Below are 21620 nucleotides of genomic sequence, written 5' to 3'. Positions count from 1 at the left end.
ACAGGTCAGCAACTGAATTACCGTCCCTTAACACTTTGTTGACCCGAGGCACTCGCTTGTCGGAAAAGCAGTGCTAGCATAGAGCCATCATTGAACCTGCACCCTCCCACTCATAAGTAGTCAGGACATGACCCAGCCAGCCGAGCCGAGCCACGAACGCCTCAAGCAGCATTTTGCCCAGCGGGTGATCCACCAGGCCCGGCAGATCCTCGAGATCTGGCAGCGCCTGCAGCGTGGCGAGTGGTCCAGCGGCGACCTGGGCGAGCTGTGCGAGGCCAACCTGCGCCTGCAGCGCTATGCCGAACGCTTCGAGCAGCCCGAGCATGGCAGCCTGTCAACGGCCATCGGCCAGACCCTGCGCGCCATCGAAGCCAACAGCGCGCGCCTGAACTCGGAACTGATCAGCGAACTCAACCGCCTGATGCAGCGCCTGTCGCGCACCGGCCTGCGCAAGGGCGACCAGCTCGACAATGTGCCCCTGCCGCCGCTGCGCAAACCGGTGTACATCGTGCTGCAGGACCACGACCGCGCCGAACGCCTGGCCCAGCAACTGGAGTTCTTCGGCCTCACCGTGCAGGCGCTGTGCAGCGCCGAGGCGTTCCAGGCGTCGATGAGCGAGCGCCTGCCATCGGCGATCGTCATGGACGTCGACTTCACCGGCACCGGCATCGGCCTGCAACTGGCGGCCCAGGCCCAGCAAGGCCTGGAGCAGCCGGTGCCGCTGCTGTTCTTCTGCTTGCATGAAACCGACACCCCGACCCGCCTGGCCGCGGTACGCGCCGGCGGCCAGGAGTTCCTCACCGGCACCCTGGATGCTTCCAGCCTGCTGGAAAAACTCGAACTGCTGACCAGCGCCACCCAGTACGACCCGTTCCGCGTGCTGGTGATCGACGACTCCCGCGCCCAGGCCCTGCACACCGAGCGCCTGCTCAACAGCGCCGGGATCATCACCCGCACCCTCACCGAGCCGATCCGCACCATGAGCGAGCTGGCGGACTTCCAGCCCGACCTGATCATCCTCGACATGTACATGCCCGCGTGCACCGGCCCGGAACTGGCCAAGGTGATCCGCCACAACGACCGCTACGTCAGCGTACCGATCATCTACCTGTCGGCCGAGGACGACCTGGACAAGCAGCTCGACGCCATGAGCGAGGGCGGCGACGACTTCCTCACCAAGCCGATCCGCTCGCGGCACCTGGTGACCACCGTGCGCAACCGCGCCGCCCGCGCCCGCCACCTCAAGGCGCGGATGGTGCGCGACAGCCTCACCGGGCTGTACAACCACACCCACATCCTGCAATTGCTCGAGGACTGCAGCTTCCGCGCCCGCCGCGAAGTGCAGCCCCTGAGCTTCGCCATGCTCGACATCGACCACTTCAAGAAGATCAACGACCGCCACGGCCACCCCATGGGCGACCGGGTGATCAAGAGCCTGGCGCTGTTCCTCAAGCAGCGGTTGCGCAAGACCGACTTCATCGGCCGCTACGGTGGCGAGGAATTCGCCATCGTCATGCCCAATACCGGACTGGAAGCGGCGCACAAGGTGCTCGACGAAATCCGCCGACGCTTTGCCGAGATCCATTACCCGGCCCAGCCCCACGACCTGCAGTGCACCTTCAGCGCCGGGGTGGTGCAGCTGGACGAGCAACTCGACGCGCTGACCATGGCCAGCGCCGCGGACGAGGCGCTGTACCGCGCCAAGCACGCCGGGCGCAACTGCGTGGTGCGGGTCGAGCCTTAGCACCCACCCCATCCGCGTTGTGTTGCTTGTAATGGCCTCATCGCTGGCAAGCCAGCTCCCACAGGGATGGCGCTTGGACTGAGGGCGGCGCGCTCGGGGTGGGAGCCGGCTTGCCGGCGAGAGGTCGGCGCAGGAAAACTACGCAGTTGCCCATACCCGGCACCAATACCGGCACTGTGCCACTTTTTTATGGCGCCAACCCGCCGTCGTCATCACCTCGTCACAAAATCGCAATAACTTCAGGCCCGACTTCTCCACTCCCCCTCCGCAGGAAGTTCGCGGCTATGCGCCTGAAGTGGCTGACCAATTTCAACACCCTGTTGCTGGTGACCGTGTGTATCGCCCTGGGCGCGACCCTGTGGTGGTCGCAACGCGCCCTGGAACGTCCCTATCAATTGATGGAGCGCTACCTGGGCCTGTCCCAGCAGTTCCAGAACGATGCCGCGCGCAATATCCAGGCCTACCTGGGCAGCGGCGACGCCCTGCGCCACGCGGCGGCCATGGAGGCCAACAAACAGCTGCAGGCCGCCCTGGCCGACTGGCCAGAGCCCCTGTCGGCCAAGTTGCGCCCGAGCCTGGACAGCCTGCAGGGCTTCACCGCCAACGAACTGCTCGCCGCCGGCAAGCTGGCTGGCGATCCCCAGGCCTTGCTGCTGCAAGCCGAACGGGAGCTGGGGGCGAACCTCGAGCAACTGGCCGGCTATGCCCGCGACAGCGGCAGCGCCGATGCTGGCCGCTACCTGACACCGCTGCTGGAAGCCTCGCTGCACCTGGGCCGCCTGTCCCTGGCCCGCGACAAGCTGGTCAGCAGCGGCCGCGCCGAGCTGGCCGACGAAGTGGACCGCGAACTGCAACAGATCGCCGCCCAGGCCCAGGCCATCGACGGCCTGCCGCTGCTGGGGGTGACCCGCGCCGCCGAATCCAATGCCGATGACTTCGCCGCGATGATGGGCCTGGAGTCGCAAGCCAGCGCCGAGCAGGAAGACGTCGCCGTGGGCCTGAAACGCGAGCTGCACAGCCTGCTCAGCCGCTACCCTGCCGAACTGCAACGTACCCGCGAGCAGATCGAGCGCCGCGCCACCTTGGCCGCCAGCACCGGTGAGCGCCTGGAGGCGGTGCAACAGGCCATCGCCGGCCTCGAGCCCGAGGTACGCGGCCTGCACGCCACCATCGCTGGCGAGGTACGGCTGATCCAGGGCCTGATGATCGGCCTGATCCTGCTGATCGCCCTGCTCATCGACACCCTGCAGCGTCGCCTGGCACGCACCCTCACCAGCCTGGCGCCGGCGCTGTCGCGCTGGGCCGAGGGCGACTTCGCCCAGCCCATCACCCTGGGCCGCACCAACCGCGAGCTGCACGATATCCAGGAATCGCTGAACCGCCTGCGCCAGTACCTGGTGGAGCTGGTCGGCACTATCCGTCACAACGCCGAACAGGTGGCCGGCAGCAGCCATGCCCTGGCCGGCATGAGCAGCGCCCTGCACGACGGCGCCGAACGCCAGGCCGGCGACACGGCGCAGATCCGCGACGCCCTGGGCGAGCTGGAGGCGACCATCCAGCAGGTGGCCGGCGATGCCAGCTCAGCCGCCGAGGCCAGCCGCGACGCCGGCCGGGCCGTGGAGCAGGGCCAGACAGTGATCGGCCAGAGCCTGTCCGGCCTGCGCACCCTAGTCGACGAGGTGCAAGGCAACGCCCGGATGATCGAGCAACTGGCGGAAGAGTCGGCGACCATCGGTGGCGTGCTCACGGTGATCCGCGCGATTGCCGAGCAGACCAACCTGCTGGCGCTTAACGCCGCCATCGAAGCGGCCCGGGCCGGCGAGATGGGCCGTGGCTTCGCCGTGGTGGCCGACGAAGTGCGCTCGCTGGCGCAGCGCACCACTGGCGCCACCGGCGAGATCCAGGCGCTGATCGACCGCCTGCAGCAAGCCGCCCGCGATTCGGTGGACGGCATGCGCACCCAGCTGGAGCACGCCGAGGCCACGGCCAACCAGGCACAGTCAGCCGATGGCGCGCTGGACGCGATCGTCAGCGCCATTCGCACCATTGCCGACACCGCGGTACGCATCGCCGATGTGACCGCGCAGCAGACCGGGGCGGTGAGCGAGATTCGTGATCACAGCGAGAGGATCCACGAGCTAGGCGAGGACAACCTGCAGCGTATTGGCGAAGGGCGTGAGCAGGGCGAACAGTTGCTCAAGCTGGGCGGTGAGTTGAACACGGCGGTGCGGGCGTTCCGGCTCTGAAGCCATCGCGGGGCAAGTCGGGTCGCCGCACTACTGCTCCCACGCTGGTGATGCTTGCCACTCTGCGCCCGCTGACCGGTTGGCGTGGGAGCGGGCTTGCCCCACGATGGCCCATAGCCCTGCCAAGTCCGCTATCATGCCGCCACGTTCCACCTCGCGAGTCCGCCATGCGCCGCCTGTTTTTCCTGTTGTTCCTGCTGCTGGCCAGCCCTGCGTTCGCCAGCGGCCTGCTCGACAACCGCCCCAGCGCCACCCTCGGCGCCGCGTCCAACAGCGCCGACTTCCTGCCGGTGCACGAAGCCTTCAAGCTCAGCCTGATCGAGACCGACGCCCAGACCGTCAAGCTGCGCTTCGTCGCCACCGACGGCTACTACCTCTACCGCCACCGCTTCCAGTTCCGCACCGAGCCTGCGGACATCAAGCTCGGCGCGCCGAACATCCCCCAGGGCGAGGCCAAGCACGACGAGTTCTTCGGCGACGTCGAGGTGTACCACGGCGTGCTCGACATCGAACTGCCGCGCAACGACGCGCGCGCCTTCACCCTGCTGGTGGGTTACCAGGGCTGCGCCGACAAGGGCCTGTGCTATCCGCCGGAAACCGAGCGGTTGAGCATCGATGGCCAAGGCGCGCCGCCGCCGGCAAGCGGCGAGCAGGGCTGGACCTGGAAGTCGCTGCTGCTGTTCTTCCTTGCCGGTGTCGGCCTGACCTTCACCCCGTGCGTGCTGCCGATGCTGCCGATCCTCTCCGGAGTGGTGCTGCGCGGCCAGGTCGGCGGCCTGCGCGGGCTGTCGCTGTCGCTGGCCTACGTGCTGCCGATGGCGGCGAGCTTCGCCGTGCTCGGCGCCCTGATGGGCCTGTTCGGCGCCGGCCTGAACCTGCAGGCGCGCCTGCAGTCGGCCTGGGTGCTGGTGCCGTTCGCCGCATTCTTCGTGCTGTTCGCCCTGGCCATGTTCGGCCTTTTCGACCTCAAGCTGCCGCAGGCGCTGAGCAGCCGCCTGGACAGCCTCGCCCACCGCACCAAGGGTGGCTCGCTGCTGGGCGCCGCGGTGCTCGGCGTGCTGTCCAGCCTGCTGGTCTCACCGTGCGTGTCGGCGCCGCTGGCCGGCGCGCTGCTGTACATCAGCGCCAGCGGCGACGCGCTGGGCGGCGCCCTGAAACTGTTTGCCCTGGGCCTGGGCATGGGCGCGCCGCTGTTGCTGGTCGCCACCGGTGGCGCCGCTTGGCTGCCCAAGAGCGGGCCGTGGATGAACACGGTGAAGAACGCCATCGGCGTGCTGCTGCTGGGCCTGGCCATCGGCCTTCTCAGCCGCGTGCTGCCGGGGCCCGTCACCCTGCTGCTGATCGGCCTGTTGGCCGCCGGGGTGGCGTTGTTCCTCGGCACCCTGGAATTCGTGGTCAAGACCCCACGCCAGCGCCTGGCGCAACTGCTTGGCCTGGCGCTGTTGGTCTATGCGCTGGCCTGCTGGTATGGCGCCCTTAGCGGCCAGGGCGACCCACTGCGCCCGCTGCCGCCACCCACCGTGGCCGGCAGCCCCGCAGCGACCAAGGCCGACGCCTGGCAGACCATCACCCGCCCCGCCGCCCTCGACGCCGCCCTGGCCGAAGCCAAGGCCGCCGGCCAGCCAGTGTTGCTCGACTGGTACGCCGACTGGTGCATCAGCTGCAAGGTGATCGAGCACGAGGTGCTCAACGCGCCGCAGGTCGAGGCGCAACTCGGCGCCTTCCGCCTGCTGCGCTTCGACATCACCGAAAGCAATGCCGAACAGCGCGCCCTGCTCGACCGCTACCGCCTGTTCGGCCCGCCCGCGTTAATGTTCTTTGCAGCGAACGGCAGCGAAATGACCAGCGATCGGGTGATTGGCGAGATAAACGCCGGCGATTTTGCCCAGGTTGTGGCGCGCGTGCGCGGCCAACTCGGTCTATAACTTCCCGCAGCCTCTGAAAAATCCGCAGGCGAGTGACCAAAGTTAATCATCCGGTCACATACTTTGCGTGAATCTCGGACATCGTGCTGGCTATTGCCGGGAACTGGACACTCAGCGCCTGTTGCGGCATAGTCGCCGCGCTATGTCGAATTGCCCTACAAAACCAAGGAATCGCAGATGGCAACCCTACTGGTGCTGCACGGCCCCAACCTGAACCTGCTCGGGACCCGCGAACCGGGGCACTACGGCGCCGCCACCCTGGCCCAGATCAATCAGGACCTGGAGCAGCGCGCCCGCGCCGCCGGCCACCATCTGCAATACCTGCAGAGCAATGCCGAGTACGAATTGATCGACCGCATCCATGCCGCGCGCAACGAAGGCGTGGACTTCATCCTGATCAATCCGGCCGCTTTCACCCACACCAGCGTCGCATTACGTGACGCATTGCTCGCGGTGAGCATCCCATTCATCGAAGTGCACCTTTCCAACGTGCACAAACGCGAGCCGTTCCGTCACCACTCCTACTTTTCGGATGTTGCCGTAGGGGTGATCTGCGGCCTCGGAGCCACCGGTTACCGGTTGGCCCTGGAGTCCGCGCTGGAACACCTGGCTGCCAACGCACAGCCCTGATGACACAAGGCCTTGGCCCTTTCGGGCCGAGGCTCATGAAGAAACGTTTTCGACACGTTTTAAAATACGTCCCCGACCGAACCTTGGGAGTTGCTGATTAATGGATATCCGTAAAGTCAAAAAGCTGATCGAACTGCTGGAAGAGTCCGGCATCGACGAACTGGAGATCAAGGAAGGCGAAGAGTCCGTTCGCATCAGCCGTCACAGCAAGACCCCGGCCGCCCAGCAGTTCTACGCACCCGCGCCAATGGCCGCCGCACCTGCCGCCGCCCCGGTTGCCGCCGCTGCCGCCCCGGCCGCTGAAGCCGCTGTCGCCGCACCTGCCCTGAAAGGCACCGTGGTGCGTTCGCCGATGGTCGGCACCTTCTACCGCAAGCCTTCGCCAACTTCGCCGAACTACGCAGAAGTCGGCCAGGCCGTGAAGAAGGGCGACACCCTGTGCATCGTCGAAGCCATGAAGATGATGAACCACATCGAATCCGATATCGGCGGTGTGATCGACGCCATCCTGGTAGAAGACGGCCAGCCGGTTGAGTTCGACCAGCCGCTGTTCACCATCGTTTGATTCGCGGAGAGCCAACGATGTCTGGGAAGCTCGAAAAAGTTCTGATCGCCAACCGCGGGGAAATTGCCCTGCGGATCCTGCGTGCCTGCAAAGAGCTGGGCATCAAGACCGTCGCCGTGCACTCCACGGCTGACCGTGAACTGATGCACCTGGGCCTGGCAGACGAATCGGTCTGCATCGGCCCTGCATCGTCCAAGGAATCCTACCTGCACATCCCGGCGATCATCGCCGCCGCCGAAGTGACAGGTGCCACCGCCATCCACCCGGGCTACGGCTTCCTCGCGGAAAACGCCGATTTCGCCGAGCAGGTGGAAAACTCCGGCTACATCTTCATCGGCCCGAAAGCCGACACCATCCGCCTGATGGGCGACAAGGTGTCGGCCAAGGACGCAATGATCAAGTCGGGCGTGCCGACCGTGCCGGGCTCCGACGGCCCGCTGCCGGAAGACCCGGAAACCGCGCTGGCGATCGCCCGCGAGGTGGGTTACCCGGTGATCATCAAGGCCGCCGGTGGCGGTGGTGGTCGCGGCATGCGCGTTGTGCACAAGGAAGAAGACCTGATCGAATCGGCCAAGCTGACCCGCACCGAAGCCGGTGCCGCGTTCGGCAACCCGATGGTCTACCTGGAGAAGTTCCTGACCAACCCACGCCACGTGGAAGTGCAGGTCCTGTCCGACGGCCAGGGCAACGCCGTGCACCTGGGCGACCGTGACTGCTCGCTGCAGCGCCGTCACCAGAAGGTGCTGGAAGAAGCGCCAGCCCCGTGCATCGACGAGAAGGCCCGCCAGGAAGTCTTCAAGCGTTGCGTCGACGCGTGCATCGAGATCGGCTACCGCGGTGCCGGTACCTTCGAGTTCCTGTACGAGAACGGCCGTTTCTACTTCATCGAGATGAACACCCGTGTTCAGGTGGAGCACCCGGTTTCGGAAATGGTCACCGGTATCGACATCGTCAAGGAGATGCTCAGCATCGCCGCTGGCAACAAGCTGTCGTTCCGCCAGGAAGACGTGGTGATTCGCGGCCACTCGCTGGAGTGCCGGATCAACGCCGAAGACCCGAAGAAGTTCATCCCGAGCCCAGGCAAGGTGAAGCACTTCCACGCCCCGGGCGGCAACGGCGTGCGCGTCGATTCGCACCTGTACAGCGGCTACTCGGTTCCGCCGAACTACGATTCGTTGATCGGCAAGCTGATCACCTACGGCAAGGACCGCGACGAAGCCATGGCGCGCATGCGCAACGCCCTGGACGAGATCGTCGTCGACGGCATCAAGACCAACATCCCGCTGCACCGCGACCTGGTGCGTGATGAAGGTTTCTGCAAAGGCGGCGTCAACATCCACTACCTCGAGCACAAACTGGCCAACCAGGAGTGATCGCGTTAGCGTGATGAAAGAGCCCCGGCCCCGTGCCGGGGTTTTTTATTTGCGCATGCCAAAACCCCGGGAGCGCAAGGCGTGGGTGATCCGTACACGTGGGAGCGGGCTTGCCCCTCGATACCAGGGCGGCAAACCCAATGGAACCCCGCCCAAAGCCACGCAGTCCACCGATCAGGCCCACCTTCCCGAGGCCTCACGAGGAGACTCCCATGAAAGGTACTGCGCTATCCGCCCTGTTCGCGGCCGCCACCCTGCTGGCCTCGCCTGTATTCGCCGCCGACGACCTGTGCACCATGAATCTGCAGAAGATCGACGACAGCATGGCCACCGCCGGCGCCACCTCCGAAGGCCTGGACAAGGCCATCACCGAGCACGTGGACCAGGCCAAGGCCGCCCAGGCGAAAGGCGATACCAAGGAATGCATCGCCATCACCAGCAAGGTGCTCGAGCGCCTGGAAAAGACCGAGAAAGGCAGCGGCTCGGCCGGTGGCAGCGGCACCTAGGCCCTGCGCTCACGCGGGCGACCGAACCTTCTGTCGACGTCGCCCGCGTAAGCGCGTATACTCGGCCTTGCGTGCTGAAAGGCACGTTCAGCTAGAGCTGAGTGTGGGGCCGATTAGGATTCGACGCCGGTAGCGAAACTCTAGGTGCATGCCGAGTTGGTAACAGAACTCGTAAATCCACTGTTGCAACTTTCTATAGTTGCCAATGACAATACCTTCGGCGTGGAGAACGGTGAAGTCGCTCTCGCGGCTTAATCTGACCCATTGCTTCTGGTAGCTTCGGCTCCAGCAATCATCAGGGGATGCCTGTAAACCCGAAATGATTGTCATACAGAACAGGATCGTCGTGCAGCACGTTGGGGGCGAAGCGACTAAAACTTACCCAACTCATCCAAAGCACCCTGCCCGTCGGGCGGCTGCGGATTAAATCAGTAGACACGGCTAAGCATGTAGTACCGACAGCGGAGTACTGGCGGACGGGGGTTCAAATCCCCCCGGCTCCACCAAATGATCAAAAAAAGACGTCCACGGACGTCTTTTTTTGTGCCTGCGATCCAGTAAATACGCGGCCTCCAGCGCTTCTGCGGTCTTTTGAGATTTTTTGAGTTCCAGCCGTTCTGGTATTCCAGACGGTATTCCAGCTCACCCGGTGCTAATCTTTGGAATACCGAATCAGTGCCTGAGGACAATCTCATGCCTGCTCAAACTCTCCGCCTCTCAGATCGACAGCTCAAGGGAGTCAAACCCGCGTCCAAGGATTACGTCCTCACGGACGGTGACGGTTTGCAGCTCCGAGTACGCAGCAACGGCTCGTTGCTGTGGAATTTCAACTACCGCGAACCCGTGACCAAGAAGCGCATCAACATCGGCTTCGGGACCTACCCCGAGCTGTCACTGGCCAACGCACGAAAGATGGCAGTCGATGCACGCGAGCTGCTCGCACAGGGCATCGATCCGAAGGTGCAGCGCAATACGTTGAATGAAGCCAAACGCGCGGAAACCGAACACACCTTCGAGAACGTGGCCACCGCCTGGTTTGAACTCAAGAAAGACTCGGTCACCCCGGCCTACGCCGAGGACATTTGGCGATCGCTCACGCTCCATGTGTTCCCCGATTTGAAGACGACGCCACTGACGAAGATCACCGCTCCGATGGTGATCGCATTGCTTCGCCCAATCGAAGCGAAAGGCAGCCTGGAGACGGTCAAGCGTCTCAGCCAGCGACTAAACGAGATCATGACCTACGGCGTAAACTCCGGCCTGATCTTCGCCAACCCGCTCAGCGGCATCAGGGCAGTCTTCAAGAAGCCCAAAAAAGAGAACATGGCTGCGCTTCCACCCGAAGAGCTCCCCGAGCTCATGCTGGAGATCGCGAACGCCAGCATCAAACGGACCACGCGCTGCCTGATCGAATGGCAGTTGCACACCATGACGCGCCCGGCAGAAGCAGCGACCACTCGCTGGGCAGACATCGACTTTGAAAGACGTGTGTGGACTATCCCACCAGAGCGGATGAAAAAGCGCCGCCCACACAGCATTCCGTTGAGCGATCACGCTGTAGCACTGTTGGAGTCTCTGAAGACCCACAGCGGCCATCGCGAATACGTCTTCCCGGCAGACAGAAATCCACGCACCCACGCGAATAGCCAGACTGCCAACATGGCGTTGAAACGTATGGGCTTCCAAGATCGATTGGTCAGCCACGGCATGCGTTCGATGGCCAGCACCATCTTGAATGAACATGGGTGGGACCCGGAACTCATTGAGGTCGCACTGGCGCATGTCGACAAGGATGAGGTTCGGAGCGCCTACAACCGAGCCGACTACATTGAGCGACGGCGGCCGATGATGGCTTGGTGGAGTGAGTACATCCAGAAAGCCGCCACCGGCAGCCTGCTCGCCTCTGCATACGGCCAAGTCAGAGACAAAAATGTGGTGCCGATTCGTTAGCACTGTGCAGGCGCAAGAATTGCGGTAACAGCTGAACGTTCGTGACTCGGGGCAAGCAGCCTCGCTTATCCGCTTCTCAGCGCGGGTCCATCCAAACAGGGCTGCAAAGCCGCCCTGTTTGGATGGACCTTATTTTGAAAAGCTAAAAGCCACGACGTTGTCCAGGATTTACCATGGAATTCCAACGGTGGATAACCGCTTTTCACGCCCCCAAGAGCGCTGAATTTCGGCCCTTGACCGGGTTTTTCCACAGGCGTAGAACTGGCCGTGCAAAGGCTGTCGATGACAGCACCCCAGGTGACCCGAACCTTGAAGGTCACGCCGCTCCCCCGGTGGTTCTCCCCAAGGGCGATTCGCATCCGGCAGCTCGCCCGGTCACCTCCACGGTGATGGATGCCTACTTCAGATGATGGCCCTCGTGCGCCAGACAGCACTTTCTACTTCGCAGCTCTGCAGCAACCTATCCGCTTGGCCGAATCTTGCGCCAACCTGCGCCCGTCTCTTTCTCCTGGAAAGAGACGGGCGCTTCTGACACTGCTGCAGCCCTCATCGCACTTGGCTTTGCGGCAACTCCACTCGTGACAATTGGCGTGACAAACGCCGATGTCACCAGCAACAGCGATGTAGATGATGGTGCCGCAGACCAAGGAATGGACTGCACCTGACTGACAGTCAGGCATGCCCCGGTCATCGCACCGCTGCGTTCTCCCGGCTCAGGATCTCGCGGCACTGGTCTCGTCAGCCAATGCAGCCTCCACCCGCCCACTGGTAACGGTGTTCAGGAGGCCAGATCATGAGATGCCCTTGCTCCCGGACGTAAGGAGCCGCCAGTCCCGCGTTAGAGGACATCCCCACAGGTCGCAGGGGCCTTGATCCCTGATAACACTCAGCATTCTTGGCGGGATGACGTGGGGCGAGGATCGGAGAACGGCAGATGAGGTGACCGACATGGCATTGGTAGGCAGACGCGATGGTCGCAATTTCGGTTATGGCAGGCAATTGAGCTACGCAGGGCCGCAGGCGCTTAAGGACATGTTCGGTGGCGGCCACTACGGCACGGTCAAGGCGCACTGTGATCGGTGGCAGGCATTCGTGAAATGGTGCCGCTCTGAACAGGGGCCCGGCATCAATGATGCTCGGCAAATTGATCGGAAAGTGTGATCGTGTCCCGGGAAGTGGTGTAACTGAACCAGCCGAAGGCGCCCTGCGGGCGAAAGAGGATGGTCATCGTGGTTCTTGGCTAACGTTGAGTTTGCGGACTTAACCTTCACCAGAGAAACCACGATGACCAAGCCCACTATCGCATTGACCGAGTTGGTTGAGAAAGGGGCAGATGCTGATCTGCTCAAGCAAATGATCCAGTTCGTTGCCCAGCGCATGATGGAGTTCGATGTCGAAGGCCTGTGCGGTGCCGGCTTCGATGTCAAAAGCCCAGACCGGACAAACAGCCGCAATGGCTACCGTGACCGCCTGTGGCAAACCCGTGCCGGCGACGTCGACCTGAAGATCCCCAAGTTGCGCCAAGGCAGCTACTTTCCGGGCTTCCTCGAACCTCGACGCACCGCCGAGAAGGCCATGGCGGCGGTCATTCAGGAGGCCTACATTCAAGGCGTTTCAACGCGTTCAGTAGATGAGCTGGTGAAGGCCATGGGCATGACCGGCATTTCCAAAAGCCAGGTGTCACGGCTGGCAGGCGAGATTGATGAACGCGTTCATGCGTTTCTTGATCGGCCACTTGAAGGTGACTGGCCCTACCTCTGGATCGATGCCACCTACGTCAAGGTGCGGGAGGCCGGGCGCATCGTCTCGGTCGCCGTAATAATCGCCGTGGCCGTGAACACTGACGGTGGCCGCGAAGTCCTGGGCATGTGGGTTGGGCCATCGGAGGCCGAGCCGTTCTGGACAGACTTCCTGCGCAGCCTCATGCGACGTGGCTTACGGGGCGTGAAGCTGGTCATCTCCGACGCCCACGAAGGCCTGAAAGCAGCTGTGTCCAAGGTCTTCAATGCGACCTGGCAGCGCTGTCGCGTGCACTTCATGCGCAACGCCATGGCCCATGTCGGCAAGGGCCAGCGCACCATGGTAGCGGCGCTGCTGCGCACGGTCTTCGCCCAGGACAGCCGTGCCGAATGCCATCAGCAATGGCGTTTGGTCGCTGATCAACTGCGCGAAAAATACCCCAAGATCGCGACACTCATGGACGGCTGCGAGGATGAAGTGCTGGCTCACATGGCGTTTCCAAAAGCGCACCGACAGCAGTTACACAGCACCAACCCGCTTGAACGGCTTAACGCTGAAATCAAACGCCGCACCGATGTCGTGGGGATTTTTCCCAACGATCCGGCCATCACACGGCTGGTAGGCGCGATGCTGCTGGAGCAGAACGACGAGTGGTGCCTGCAAAGACGCTACATGCAGTTGGAGGCCTTCGAAGCGGTCAGCGATAATCCACAGGCCAAGCTGTCGGCCGTGATCAACTAAACGGCAAACTCAGTGGCCAGAGCCATGATGAGTTACACCACTTCCTGGGACACAATCAAATCGGCCAAGCCGTCAAGGATGAACTGGCGGACGTACTGATGTACTTGGTTCGCCTGAGCAGTGTACTCGGCATTGACCTCAACGAAGCGGTGACACGGAAACTCGCCTCCAATGGCCAGAAGTACCCCGTGGATAAAGCCAGAAGCAACAGCAAAAAGTACGACCGACTCTGACCAACACGCATCTAAGGACAACCCGTGATCGTTTACGCTGCGACCAAACAGCAATTTCTTAAAGACAACGATAACGATGACATTGAGGAGGTGATCCTCAGGCATTACAAGGAAGCTACCGGCAAGAACGTTGGCACATCGGAAATCAGGTCTTGGCAAGGATCCCTAACGTACATGGCCAAGGTCCTTAGAGACGAGGGCCTGCCGAGCGACGCAGGCCTGGCCATTGAATTGCACATTCCGCAGTCGTCAAAGCGAATCGACTTCCTACTCACCGGTCGCGACGAAAACCAGGCAAAAAAGGCCGTACTGATCGAGCTGAAACAATGGAGTAAGGCCAACGCCACAACCAAGGATGCCATCGTCAAAACGGCATTGGGTGGCGGCCTCATTGAGACCATCCACCCGTCCTATCAGGTGTGGTCATATGCAGCACTGTTGGAAGGCTTCAACGAGGCGGTGTATGACAAAAGCATCGAAATCCGTCCCTGTGCCTACCTCCATAACTACGTCAGCGACGGGGTCATAGATTCAGCCCACTATGAGCCCCACATCAGCAAGGCTCCGCTGTTTCTGAAAGGCCCGGAAGAGCTCAGTAAACTCAGAACCTTTCTGAAAAAGCACATAAATCATGGCGACAACAAAGAGGTTCTTTACGAGCTGTCCGAAGGAAAAATTCGCCCGTCCAAGGCGCTAGCCGAAGCCCTTGGAGGGTTGATGAAAGGCAAACCCGAGTTCGTATTAATTGACGATCAGAAAGCAATTTTTGAGTCGGCGCTGGCGGCGGCAAGCGAGGCCTCGAACCAAGCACCCAAGGTGATGATCATCGAAGGTGGACCGGGCACCGGAAAAACTGTTCTGGCTATCAATCTGCTGGTGAAGCTCACCGAATTGAAGCTGATGAGCAAATACGTCTCCAAGAATGCCGCCCCTCGCAAGGTCTACGAAAGCAAACTGGTTGGGACCATCAAGCGCAGCCATTTCTCGAATTTCTTTTCAGGCTCTGGGGCATTCATCGACACTGAGCCCAACACATTCGATGCGCTTATCGTGGACGAAGCTCACCGGTTGAATGAGAAAAGCGGGCTTTATGGAAACCTTGGAGAGAACCAAATCAAGGAGCTGATTGACTCAGCGAAATGCTCCATTTTCTTTATTGATGAGGACCAGCGTGTAACCTTGAGCGATATCGGCAGCAAGCAGGCGATTCGCGCCTTTGCGAACGCCAAGGGTGCTGTGGTTGAAGAACACGTGCTGTCTTCGCAGTTTCGCTGCAGTGGTTCTGACGGTTACCTGGCATGGCTGGATGACACGCTAGGCATTCGCTCGACGGCAAATCCGACGCTTGAGACCCAAGAGTACGAGTTTAAGGTGTTCGACTCACCTCAGGCGATGCATGACGCAATCAACGAGAAAAACCACGGAAACAAAGCTCGTGTGGTCGCGGGCTATTGCTGGCCTTGGTTGAGCAAGAAAGACCCCACCGCTGCTGATATCGTGATTGGTGACTACAAACGCCAATGGAACCTGGATCAGGATGGCAGCCTATGGATCATCGCTGAAAACTCCATCGAGCAGGTTGGCTGCATTCATACCTGCCAAGGTTTGGAAGTCGACTACATCGGGGTGATTATCGGACCAGATCTGGTCGTACGTGACGGTCAGGTAGTGACATCCCCGGATGAGCGCGACAAGCAAGATAAATCGATTCGCGGCTGGAAAAAAATGATGAAAGAGCAACCTGCCCTCACGAAAAATGAAACAGACCTGATCATCAAAAATACATACCGAACCCTGATGACACGCGGGATGAAGGGTTGCTACCTGTATTGTACCGACAAAGAGACTGCGCAATACTTCGAGAGCCGGCTTAGCCAACAAAGCAATCGTTGACGCTAGCGTTTGCTAGAAGCCCCTGTTCATGCGAGTGGGGACATCGTACGTACAGGGGCGACAATCGTAAGCGTCCACCCAACTCGCCTTAAGTAAGTCAGGTCGGCACCCACTGATGCGTCAGCAATGTAGGCATGGCCATATTCCCAAGGATTGAGTTACCCTCAATTTCCCTGTCATACGTACCTCTCTAGGGTCAGCTCCCCCTAAACGTCGAGATCGCCTTCACCGAGGAGATCATCAAAAAAAGCAGCGCCTGATTCAGATAAGACTAAATTCCCCTTCCCGTTACGGTATGCAACGGCGCGTGTTTCGAGCTTCTTAATGTGCTCCATCAACACACCGCTTTTCATCCCACACGCTATCAGAACCTCAACCTTATCCTCCGCCTTGCCGATTTCCTCGATATGGATGTTTGACAGGCCCGCCGAGTTTTTCAGCAACACATCCATTGTAAACCCCAACTCCAATACTCCCCGAAACAGCACCAGTAGCAGACCTTGGATGTTGCGTGCTAGATCATCTCTGACATCAGTGCCATCACTGGTGCGGATGTAGGCAAAGCCATCACGCATGACCAGCTCGTAACCAATCAGATCGTAGAGACTGCGGTAGTGATCGAAATTATTCAGTACCTCCTCGAAGTGCGGGTTTGATTTCAAGCCACCATCAATAAAGACGGTGCGGTTGATCATCTTTCCGTACATGAGCTGACCATACAGCTCTACAGACAGCTTTCGATTAATCACTTTGGCCTGTGCAATCGGCAGCGAAGGTTCGTGGTCAAACATGTTCAGTCTCCACTTGTAGCTTGTAGTACCTCAGGCTCTCGCTGTCAGTTGCGAGTTTGCCGATATGGTAGTGCGGGATGAGGCGAATTCCTTCTCGCTTGCGCAGCCAGCCCACCGACATTAAAAGATCAGTCAACTCGTACCCTTTAAGTCGGCCTTTCAGGTGTTCATGCATGGCGACATGGGCGTCATCGGTAAGCCGTGGCTCCCACTCCTCGACCAGATTACCGATGGCCAACAAGCGAGCATCGCGCCGACGCTTGAGCTCGCCCGACTCGTTGGCCTGCCCGCTGAGCTGGTGAATCTTCCCGGTGCTGATCTTGACGTTGGGCAGCATTGCGCGCAGATGCTCTGCCAGCGCCAAGCGTTGATTAGCGTCTGGCCACTCAACTTTTGCTTCGAACACTCGCATTTTCAGCCCGGAGTAAGTGTTCAGATGGGCGAAGACAGGGTTCGTGCTGGGCAAAATATTGTCCTTCAAACTCCCATCATGCAGCTCACGCACGCTGCCATAGAGACGATTCCAAGCCTGTTCGATCTTGTCATAGGCACGACGGTGCGCCTCACTCTGCTGGACATAGCGCATCAACGAACCGCTGATGATCGAAATGTCATGCCGGTATGAGCGAATCGACTCGACGGAGTAATAAACCGAGCTGGCCAGCTTGTCGTGACCATAGTGAGCCAGTTGATCGCCGATGCAGGTCAGTGCTGTAAGAGCAGGCTTAGTCCCCTTCAGGTCAGTGTGCTCCCCCAGAAACTGCAAAGCAGGCAGGATGTTGCGTAGATAGATGTTGTTGATCTCCCCCAAGGCTTCCTGAGCCTTAGCCACCTCATCTATTACGTCATAGCGCATCCGATCGACGATCTCACCGAGTCGTTGGAGCCGGCCCTGTAGCGCATCCACACACTCCTTCATCTTGGCGGTTGCAGCGCGTATCTCCTTGCGCAGCACGCTCACCTGCTCCTGAAAACCGATATCTTCACTGCTCAGGGAGGGCAGAGTGACAAACACTTCGTATAGTCGATTGAACGAGGCTCGGATCAACTCATAATCAGCACTGTTTAAATGACGCAGACGCGCTCCGTCGAAGTGACGGAACATCTCGATCACGAAGGGGGCAAAAACCATCACGCCACGAGCGCTGTCTACCTGAATGACAAGCCCAACACGCTCAAGGTTTTCAACACAAAGAGCACTTTCTAGTTTGCGCCGCTCGGCCGGCACCTCACGCAAAACCCGCGTATTAGGTAACGGTGCTAAGGAGTCCAGCAGGGCGCGTAACTTCTGCTGGTACATGACAATGCGTACTTCCTCGCCTTCACCAACTTTATCCATGTGGTCAATCAGATCAAGGAAAACCCCCTTGTTCTGGATCATGTTGATCAGTGCAACGTCTGTTTTGACGACCATCAGATCCTCTACTCTTCCATTTCGGCAGCAAGATCCGGCTCGACAGCCTCAAGACACTCCAGGGCGATCAATGACTCACTTACTCCGGTATAAAGAATCGTCCGGTTCGGGCTGTAGGACTGGTCAGTTGCGTTGAAGTAGTCGAGATTCATGTAGTTGCCCAGCACTTTGCTGATACCGGAGGTCAGGCCAGGAGTGGCCCCGAACACACAGAAGCCATCCGCGTCGGCAATGTCGCGGGCAGAGCGCAGATTCTTATCATCAAGATTGGATAGCTCATCGATGAACAGCGGCAAGCTGACCTTGGTGTCGGCTTGCAGCAACTCTTTGAGCAGGAAAGCCAGCAGGCGGCAGTTAATCATCACTGAAGTGCCGGTTGATTGCGCTTCTACAGTGTACTCGTCACTGCCGTGAAGCTTGACGCGGTAATCGACGCTGACAATCAGGCGAGCCATGTTCAGGGTGGCATCGCGACGCTGATCGGACTCGACGAACTGAGTGCAGAAACTCCCCAGACGGTCGTAGAGGACTTGTGGTGGTAGCTCACCACCGGTCAGATTCACCGAATCTACGGTCTTCAGTAACTCATCGAACTGGGGATGGAGCTTGCAGTCGATAGCCACAGCCGTGAGGTTGGATACCTTGATTGACGACAGGTGATTCTCGATCTCCTTGATAAAGGTGCTGATCAGCGTGCGCGCGTGCCTGATCGACTGAATCTGGATCATCGTGTCGTCGTTATGCTGGACCACTTGGTTGAAATGGTTGCTCTCCTCCATATCGAGACGACCGTAAAGAACCCGGTACTTCTCATGCAAATTGGTTAGCGTTTCCAGGCTGATGGTGCTGCGATGGGCATGCTCGACATCATCGTCAAGAGCCACCACATCCAAAAGATCGGATACCAGCAACCTGATCTGGTTAAAACTACGGGTGGTGGCTTGGCTGCGACTTTCGATGGTATCCATCAAATTCTGAGTTACCACGATCTCCTGCCGCTCTGCACGCTGGTAACCAGTATTCAAGTACTCCAGACGGGAATGCAGGATGTCGTTGACTGTCCTACCCCAGCGGAGCATGGATTGTTCACGCTCCTTGGCGGCCTCTAATGCCGTCCTGGCCTGCTCAACCAGACGGTTGGCCTCGTCGAGCTGCTGGTTGAGCTCAAGACAACGAGCCTCAAGAATTGCGTACTGCTCGGTGGCCTCGCCGTGCTCCTGCCCAAGCCGCACGAACTCCTGCTCAATGAACTCATGGCGTTTCAGAAGAGCAATGTTGCGTTCATCCTTCTCGATCTGAGCCTGCTTAGCAGCAATAGTGGCTTCGATCTGCTCGACTGACATTTTCGTCTTATTGGCAAGATCATTGGCGCGGCGCTTTTGCTGTGTAAGGCGCTTTCCAACAGATGCCAATTCGTCCTTACGGCTCTGTAGCAGCTTGCCAGCATCGTAGTGTTTGACCGGGACTGGAGTCGGACTGCTGAGAAACATGAGCGAGCCATCCAGCTCATTAAACAGTGCGGTGAAATCGCTGATTGTCTCAATATTGCCCTCGAGCAATGGCGGACACTCGCCGGTGAAGACCTCCTGGTTCAGCGAGTAGAGGATGTCCGCTGTGCGGCTGGGGATCTGATCCAGATCCAGGAGTGATGGCCTCGCACCTTCAATAAGGATTTCAAGGTCTTTGACCTTCTGGCTGCCTTTGTTGATCTCGCGCGTTAACTGCTCGAACTCACGGCGAAATTCGCCATCGTCCTTTAGAGCCTTGATGTCGGCTCGATCCTCCTCGACCTGCGCCGCCAGTGCGGCAGCAATCTCTTCCGGGGTCATAGACGCGTAGCCATGCATTGCCGTTGAGAGGTCGATGGAGTCCTTCTTGATCCGGTCGTAGTTCTTCCCAATCTCGCCGATTGCGCCTTTCAGCTCCTTGAGCTGGGTATTTTTGCTAATCGCCTGCTCACGCTGGTGGTCAGCACCTTCTTTGACCGCACTGTAGTCCGCAGAGCACTGCATGCGAACGTCGAGGTAAGCAGAGCCCTGCTCGTTGATGCTCTGCTCAACGTCACACAATAAGTTCATCAGATCCGAACTTTGAGCATAAAAATCTGCGAAGCCTTGATTGAAACGGTCCCAGTACGGCTGTCCGTTACGAATCATCTGGAGCCGATTTTTTACCGAGCTCAGGGTTTCATAACGCGACAGAATTTCGATGAGGTTAACGTTCAGCTCAGCCTCAGTACGATCCTTTCTGCCTTCAATAATCGTGGCGATGGTGTCCGGCAGAGTACGTTTGTCTTTGGCTGCAATGTCAAAGGCCAGATGGATCAGGCGCTTCCAGGCATCAATCTCGCGAGCCTGCCCACCTCCACTCTTGAGCGGCAGCAGGCAAAAGCGCCCGGCATCAGGGCGTGTCGGCTGGTGCTTGTAAATTCGCTCCTTGATATTAGCTACATCCTTGATCACAACAGCGCCTAGCCTTTTCAGGGGCAGTTCAATCTGTGATCTCGACAACTCTTCAATTGGTGCACCCATCCCTCCATTGAGGCTAGATTCATGATTCCAGAACAGGTGCTCGATTTCCGAATATTGCACTGGCACAGCAGTACGCTCATAGCTGTATTGCTTGGTTCCCACGTTAAGGATGATACAAAACGGACCGTGCGGGTTTTCCGCTTCAAGGACCATGAAGGAGTTTCGCTCGGGAAAATAAAATCCAAAAGTCGCATCTCGACCGTAATAGCCTTTTGTGCTTTTGAATCCAAATTTTCTCTCGCAATCGTGAAGATTTTCTTCGGGCAAAAGAAAGAACTTCAAAGCATTGAGCATTGAAGTCTTACCCTTATTATTATCGCCGAGCAAGGCCGTGTGTTGGTCGATACGAACCTTTGTATAGCAGTATGCCCCGCTATTTATCAAAACGATCTGCTTCATTTTAAAGGTTTCGTGAAACATAGATTCAATGCTCATGACTGCTCCCCAAATACTACTGACCCAAATAGGTTTCTTGCTCAAGCACTTTGCTAGTCTCACGCATAAACTGGATCAATTGATCTGTTTCCGGTGATAAACCCTGATACTTAATTACCTCTTGGCGCTGCTGATCAGTCAACGCGTACTTTGACTGAGCCAGGCGCTCTCTCACGTCAGGCGGCACAAGGAATACGGGGGGCTTGTCGTGCAGCAAGATTGTCAAGGAAGCGAACATCCGTAGCCCCCCAATGTCCACATCAAACAAGCAATACAGCCTATCGAACTGACCTAACATTTTTGCATTCAGTCTATTAGTCACCTGGTTGCCCGAACCGGAAATCAACTCAATATCACTAGCAGTAACAGCCAAAATTTCAGCAATGAATGGCAGCGTTTCATCGACTCGAAGGAAGTTCTCCAGATTCTCGACAATGACCCCCACCTTACCCAACACGCGCGGCAGCACCCAAGACCCAGCCTCAGTCACCGCCACAGCCGGGTGCCGGTATTGAAAAGAGCGAAACATCAGTAGCGACTCGGAGACACCAATTCGATGACTGTTTCCGTCTATAGCAGCACCGACTCGCCCCCCAACATCAGAAGGCCTGAACCTCATCAGGAGCTCATCGAATGCAGCCGAAATAAGCACTTCGACGTGATAACTATTTTTTTTAAGCTTCTTGGAAAGGAATATTCGACTGATATCTGCACGTGCCACGCCAGCAGCCAAAAGCTTGGCAATCAGTGCATCAAAATTGATGGGCTGCCTAGATTGAATCTTGTCAAGGTAGCGATAAATGACAGATGACATGGACTTCCTTGTAGAGCTGTAAACATTCAAGAAACTACGGCCGGGCTCAATGAAAAGCGCCCTCCTTCGTGAGGATGCATCCGCTAGGC

Annotated in this window: 14 protein-coding genes, 1 other RNA gene and 2 pseudogenes; 13 read left to right on the top strand and 4 right to left on the bottom strand. The window is 59.0% G+C overall.

All coding sequences use genetic code 11. The annotated features are described in order from the left end of the window. Window positions 1-127 precede the first annotated feature (127 nt). The 13 genes and pseudogenes from LOY42_RS03755 (at window position 128) to LOY42_RS03695 (ending at window position 15546) form a co-directional block, all read left to right on the top strand. The gene (locus LOY42_RS03755; protein ID WP_102684475.1) at window positions 128-1744 is read left to right on the top strand and encodes a diguanylate cyclase; all 1617 of its coding nucleotides are present in this window, start codon (window positions 128-130) and stop codon (window positions 1742-1744) included. Window positions 1745-2028: 284 nt separating this feature from the next. Continuing rightward, a complete protein-coding gene (locus tag LOY42_RS03750) occupies window positions 2029-3990 on the top strand; it encodes a methyl-accepting chemotaxis protein (protein WP_258599813.1) in 1962 nt (653 codons plus the stop codon). A 167-nt stretch (window positions 3991-4157) separates the two neighbouring features. After that, a complete protein-coding gene (locus LOY42_RS03745; RefSeq protein ID WP_139668410.1) occupies window positions 4158-5915 on the top strand; it encodes a protein-disulfide reductase DsbD in 1758 nt (585 codons plus the stop codon). A 177-nt stretch (window positions 5916-6092) separates the two neighbouring features. After that, window positions 6093-6545, top strand: a complete 453-nt coding sequence (gene aroQ, locus LOY42_RS03740; RefSeq protein WP_011535870.1) for a type II 3-dehydroquinate dehydratase — start codon at window positions 6093-6095, stop codon at window positions 6543-6545. A gap of 100 nt (window positions 6546-6645) precedes the next feature. Then, window positions 6646-7110 (top strand): acetyl-CoA carboxylase biotin carboxyl carrier protein, encoded by a 465-nt coding sequence (gene accB, locus LOY42_RS03735; protein WP_139668408.1) that lies wholly within the window; start codon window positions 6646-6648, stop codon window positions 7108-7110. Window positions 7111-7127: 17 nt separating this feature from the next. After that, a complete protein-coding gene (gene accC, locus LOY42_RS03730; protein ID WP_258599811.1) occupies window positions 7128-8483 on the top strand; it encodes an acetyl-CoA carboxylase biotin carboxylase subunit in 1356 nt (451 codons plus the stop codon). A 212-nt stretch (window positions 8484-8695) separates the two neighbouring features. Next, entirely contained in the window at window positions 8696-8989 is a 294-nt protein-coding gene (locus tag LOY42_RS03725) for a hypothetical protein (RefSeq protein ID WP_139668406.1), read from the top strand. Window positions 8990-9094: 105 nt separating this feature from the next. Continuing rightward, window positions 9095-9495, top strand: a transfer-messenger RNA (tmRNA) gene (gene ssrA / locus LOY42_RS03720). A gap of 187 nt (window positions 9496-9682) precedes the next feature. Continuing rightward, window positions 9683-10939, top strand: coding sequence for an integrase domain-containing protein (locus tag LOY42_RS03715; RefSeq protein ID WP_258599810.1), 1257 nt, complete (start codon window positions 9683-9685; stop codon window positions 10937-10939). A 948-nt stretch (window positions 10940-11887) separates the two neighbouring features. Further along, window positions 11888-12094 (top strand): annotated as a pseudogene (locus LOY42_RS03710) (integrase); the annotation flags it as partial. Window positions 12095-12223: 129 nt separating this feature from the next. After that, complete coding sequence (locus LOY42_RS03705; RefSeq protein WP_258599809.1) at window positions 12224-13420, top strand: IS256 family transposase; 1197 nt, start codon at window positions 12224-12226, stop codon at window positions 13418-13420. Between the two features lie 56 nt (window positions 13421-13476). After that, window positions 13477-13653: pseudogene (locus LOY42_RS03700) on the top strand (MazG-like family protein); the annotation flags it as partial. 24 nt (window positions 13654-13677) lie between these two features. Beyond that, window positions 13678-15546: a DUF2075 domain-containing protein gene (locus LOY42_RS03695; RefSeq protein ID WP_258599808.1), complete on the top strand. Its 1869-nt coding sequence runs from the start codon at window positions 13678-13680 to the stop codon at window positions 15544-15546. Between the two features lie 206 nt (window positions 15547-15752). Here LOY42_RS03695 and LOY42_RS03690 read toward each other — a convergent pair whose 3' ends face one another. Genes LOY42_RS03690 through LOY42_RS03675 form a run of 4 tightly spaced genes read right to left on the bottom strand, consistent with a single transcriptional unit; the run spans window position 15753 to window position 21531 of the window. Then, window positions 15753-16337, bottom strand: coding sequence for a condensin complex protein MksE (locus LOY42_RS03690; protein ID WP_258599807.1), 585 nt, complete (start codon window positions 16335-16337; stop codon window positions 15753-15755). Then, on the bottom strand, window positions 16330-17751 hold the full coding sequence (locus LOY42_RS03685; RefSeq protein ID WP_258599806.1) for a hypothetical protein: 1422 nt from the start codon (window positions 17749-17751) through the stop codon (window positions 16330-16332). Before LOY42_RS03685 ends, LOY42_RS03690 begins: the two co-directional genes overlap by 8 nt. Window positions 17752-17759: 8 nt before the next feature. After that, the gene (locus LOY42_RS03680) at window positions 17760-20717 is read right to left on the bottom strand and encodes a hypothetical protein (protein WP_258599805.1); all 2958 of its coding nucleotides are present in this window, start codon (window positions 20715-20717) and stop codon (window positions 17760-17762) included. A 16-nt stretch (window positions 20718-20733) separates the two neighbouring features. Further along, entirely contained in the window at window positions 20734-21531 is a 798-nt protein-coding gene (locus tag LOY42_RS03675) for a hypothetical protein (RefSeq protein WP_204919585.1), read from the bottom strand. Window positions 21532-21620: the final 89 nt, after the last annotated feature.

This window comes from Pseudomonas sp. B21-023 (assembly GCF_024749165.1).
GTDB lineage: Bacteria > Pseudomonadota > Gammaproteobacteria > Pseudomonadales > Pseudomonadaceae > Aquipseudomonas.
The sequence above is the reverse complement of the archived record's forward strand: the minus strand, read 5'-3'. Positions and strand labels throughout refer to the sequence as shown.

Coding starts and splice junctions, on each gene's coding strand:
- LOY42_RS03745 (WP_139668410.1), top strand. CDS start 4,158: ATGCGCCGCCTGTTTTTCCTGTTGTTCCTGCTGCTGGCCAGCCCTGCG.
- LOY42_RS03705 (WP_258599809.1), top strand. CDS start 12,224: ATGACCAAGCCCACTATCGCATTGACCGAGTTGGTTGAGAAAGGGGCA.
- accB (WP_139668408.1), top strand. CDS start 6,646: ATGGATATCCGTAAAGTCAAAAAGCTGATCGAACTGCTGGAAGAGTCC.
- aroQ (WP_011535870.1), top strand. CDS start 6,093: ATGGCAACCCTACTGGTGCTGCACGGCCCCAACCTGAACCTGCTCGGG.
- LOY42_RS03725 (WP_139668406.1), top strand. CDS start 8,696: ATGAAAGGTACTGCGCTATCCGCCCTGTTCGCGGCCGCCACCCTGCTG.
- LOY42_RS03690 (WP_258599807.1), bottom strand. CDS start 16,337: ATGTTTGACCACGAACCTTCGCTGCCGATTGCACAGGCCAAAGTGATT.
- LOY42_RS03755 (WP_102684475.1), top strand. CDS start 128: ATGACCCAGCCAGCCGAGCCGAGCCACGAACGCCTCAAGCAGCATTTT.
- LOY42_RS03750 (WP_258599813.1), top strand. CDS start 2,029: ATGCGCCTGAAGTGGCTGACCAATTTCAACACCCTGTTGCTGGTGACC.
- LOY42_RS03675 (WP_204919585.1), bottom strand. CDS start 21,531: ATGTCATCTGTCATTTATCGCTACCTTGACAAGATTCAATCTAGGCAG.
- LOY42_RS03685 (WP_258599806.1), bottom strand. CDS start 17,751: ATGGTCGTCAAAACAGACGTTGCACTGATCAACATGATCCAGAACAAG.
- accC (WP_258599811.1), top strand. CDS start 7,128: ATGTCTGGGAAGCTCGAAAAAGTTCTGATCGCCAACCGCGGGGAAATT.
- LOY42_RS03680 (WP_258599805.1), bottom strand. CDS start 20,717: ATGAGCATTGAATCTATGTTTCACGAAACCTTTAAAATGAAGCAGATC.
- LOY42_RS03715 (WP_258599810.1), top strand. CDS start 9,683: ATGCCTGCTCAAACTCTCCGCCTCTCAGATCGACAGCTCAAGGGAGTC.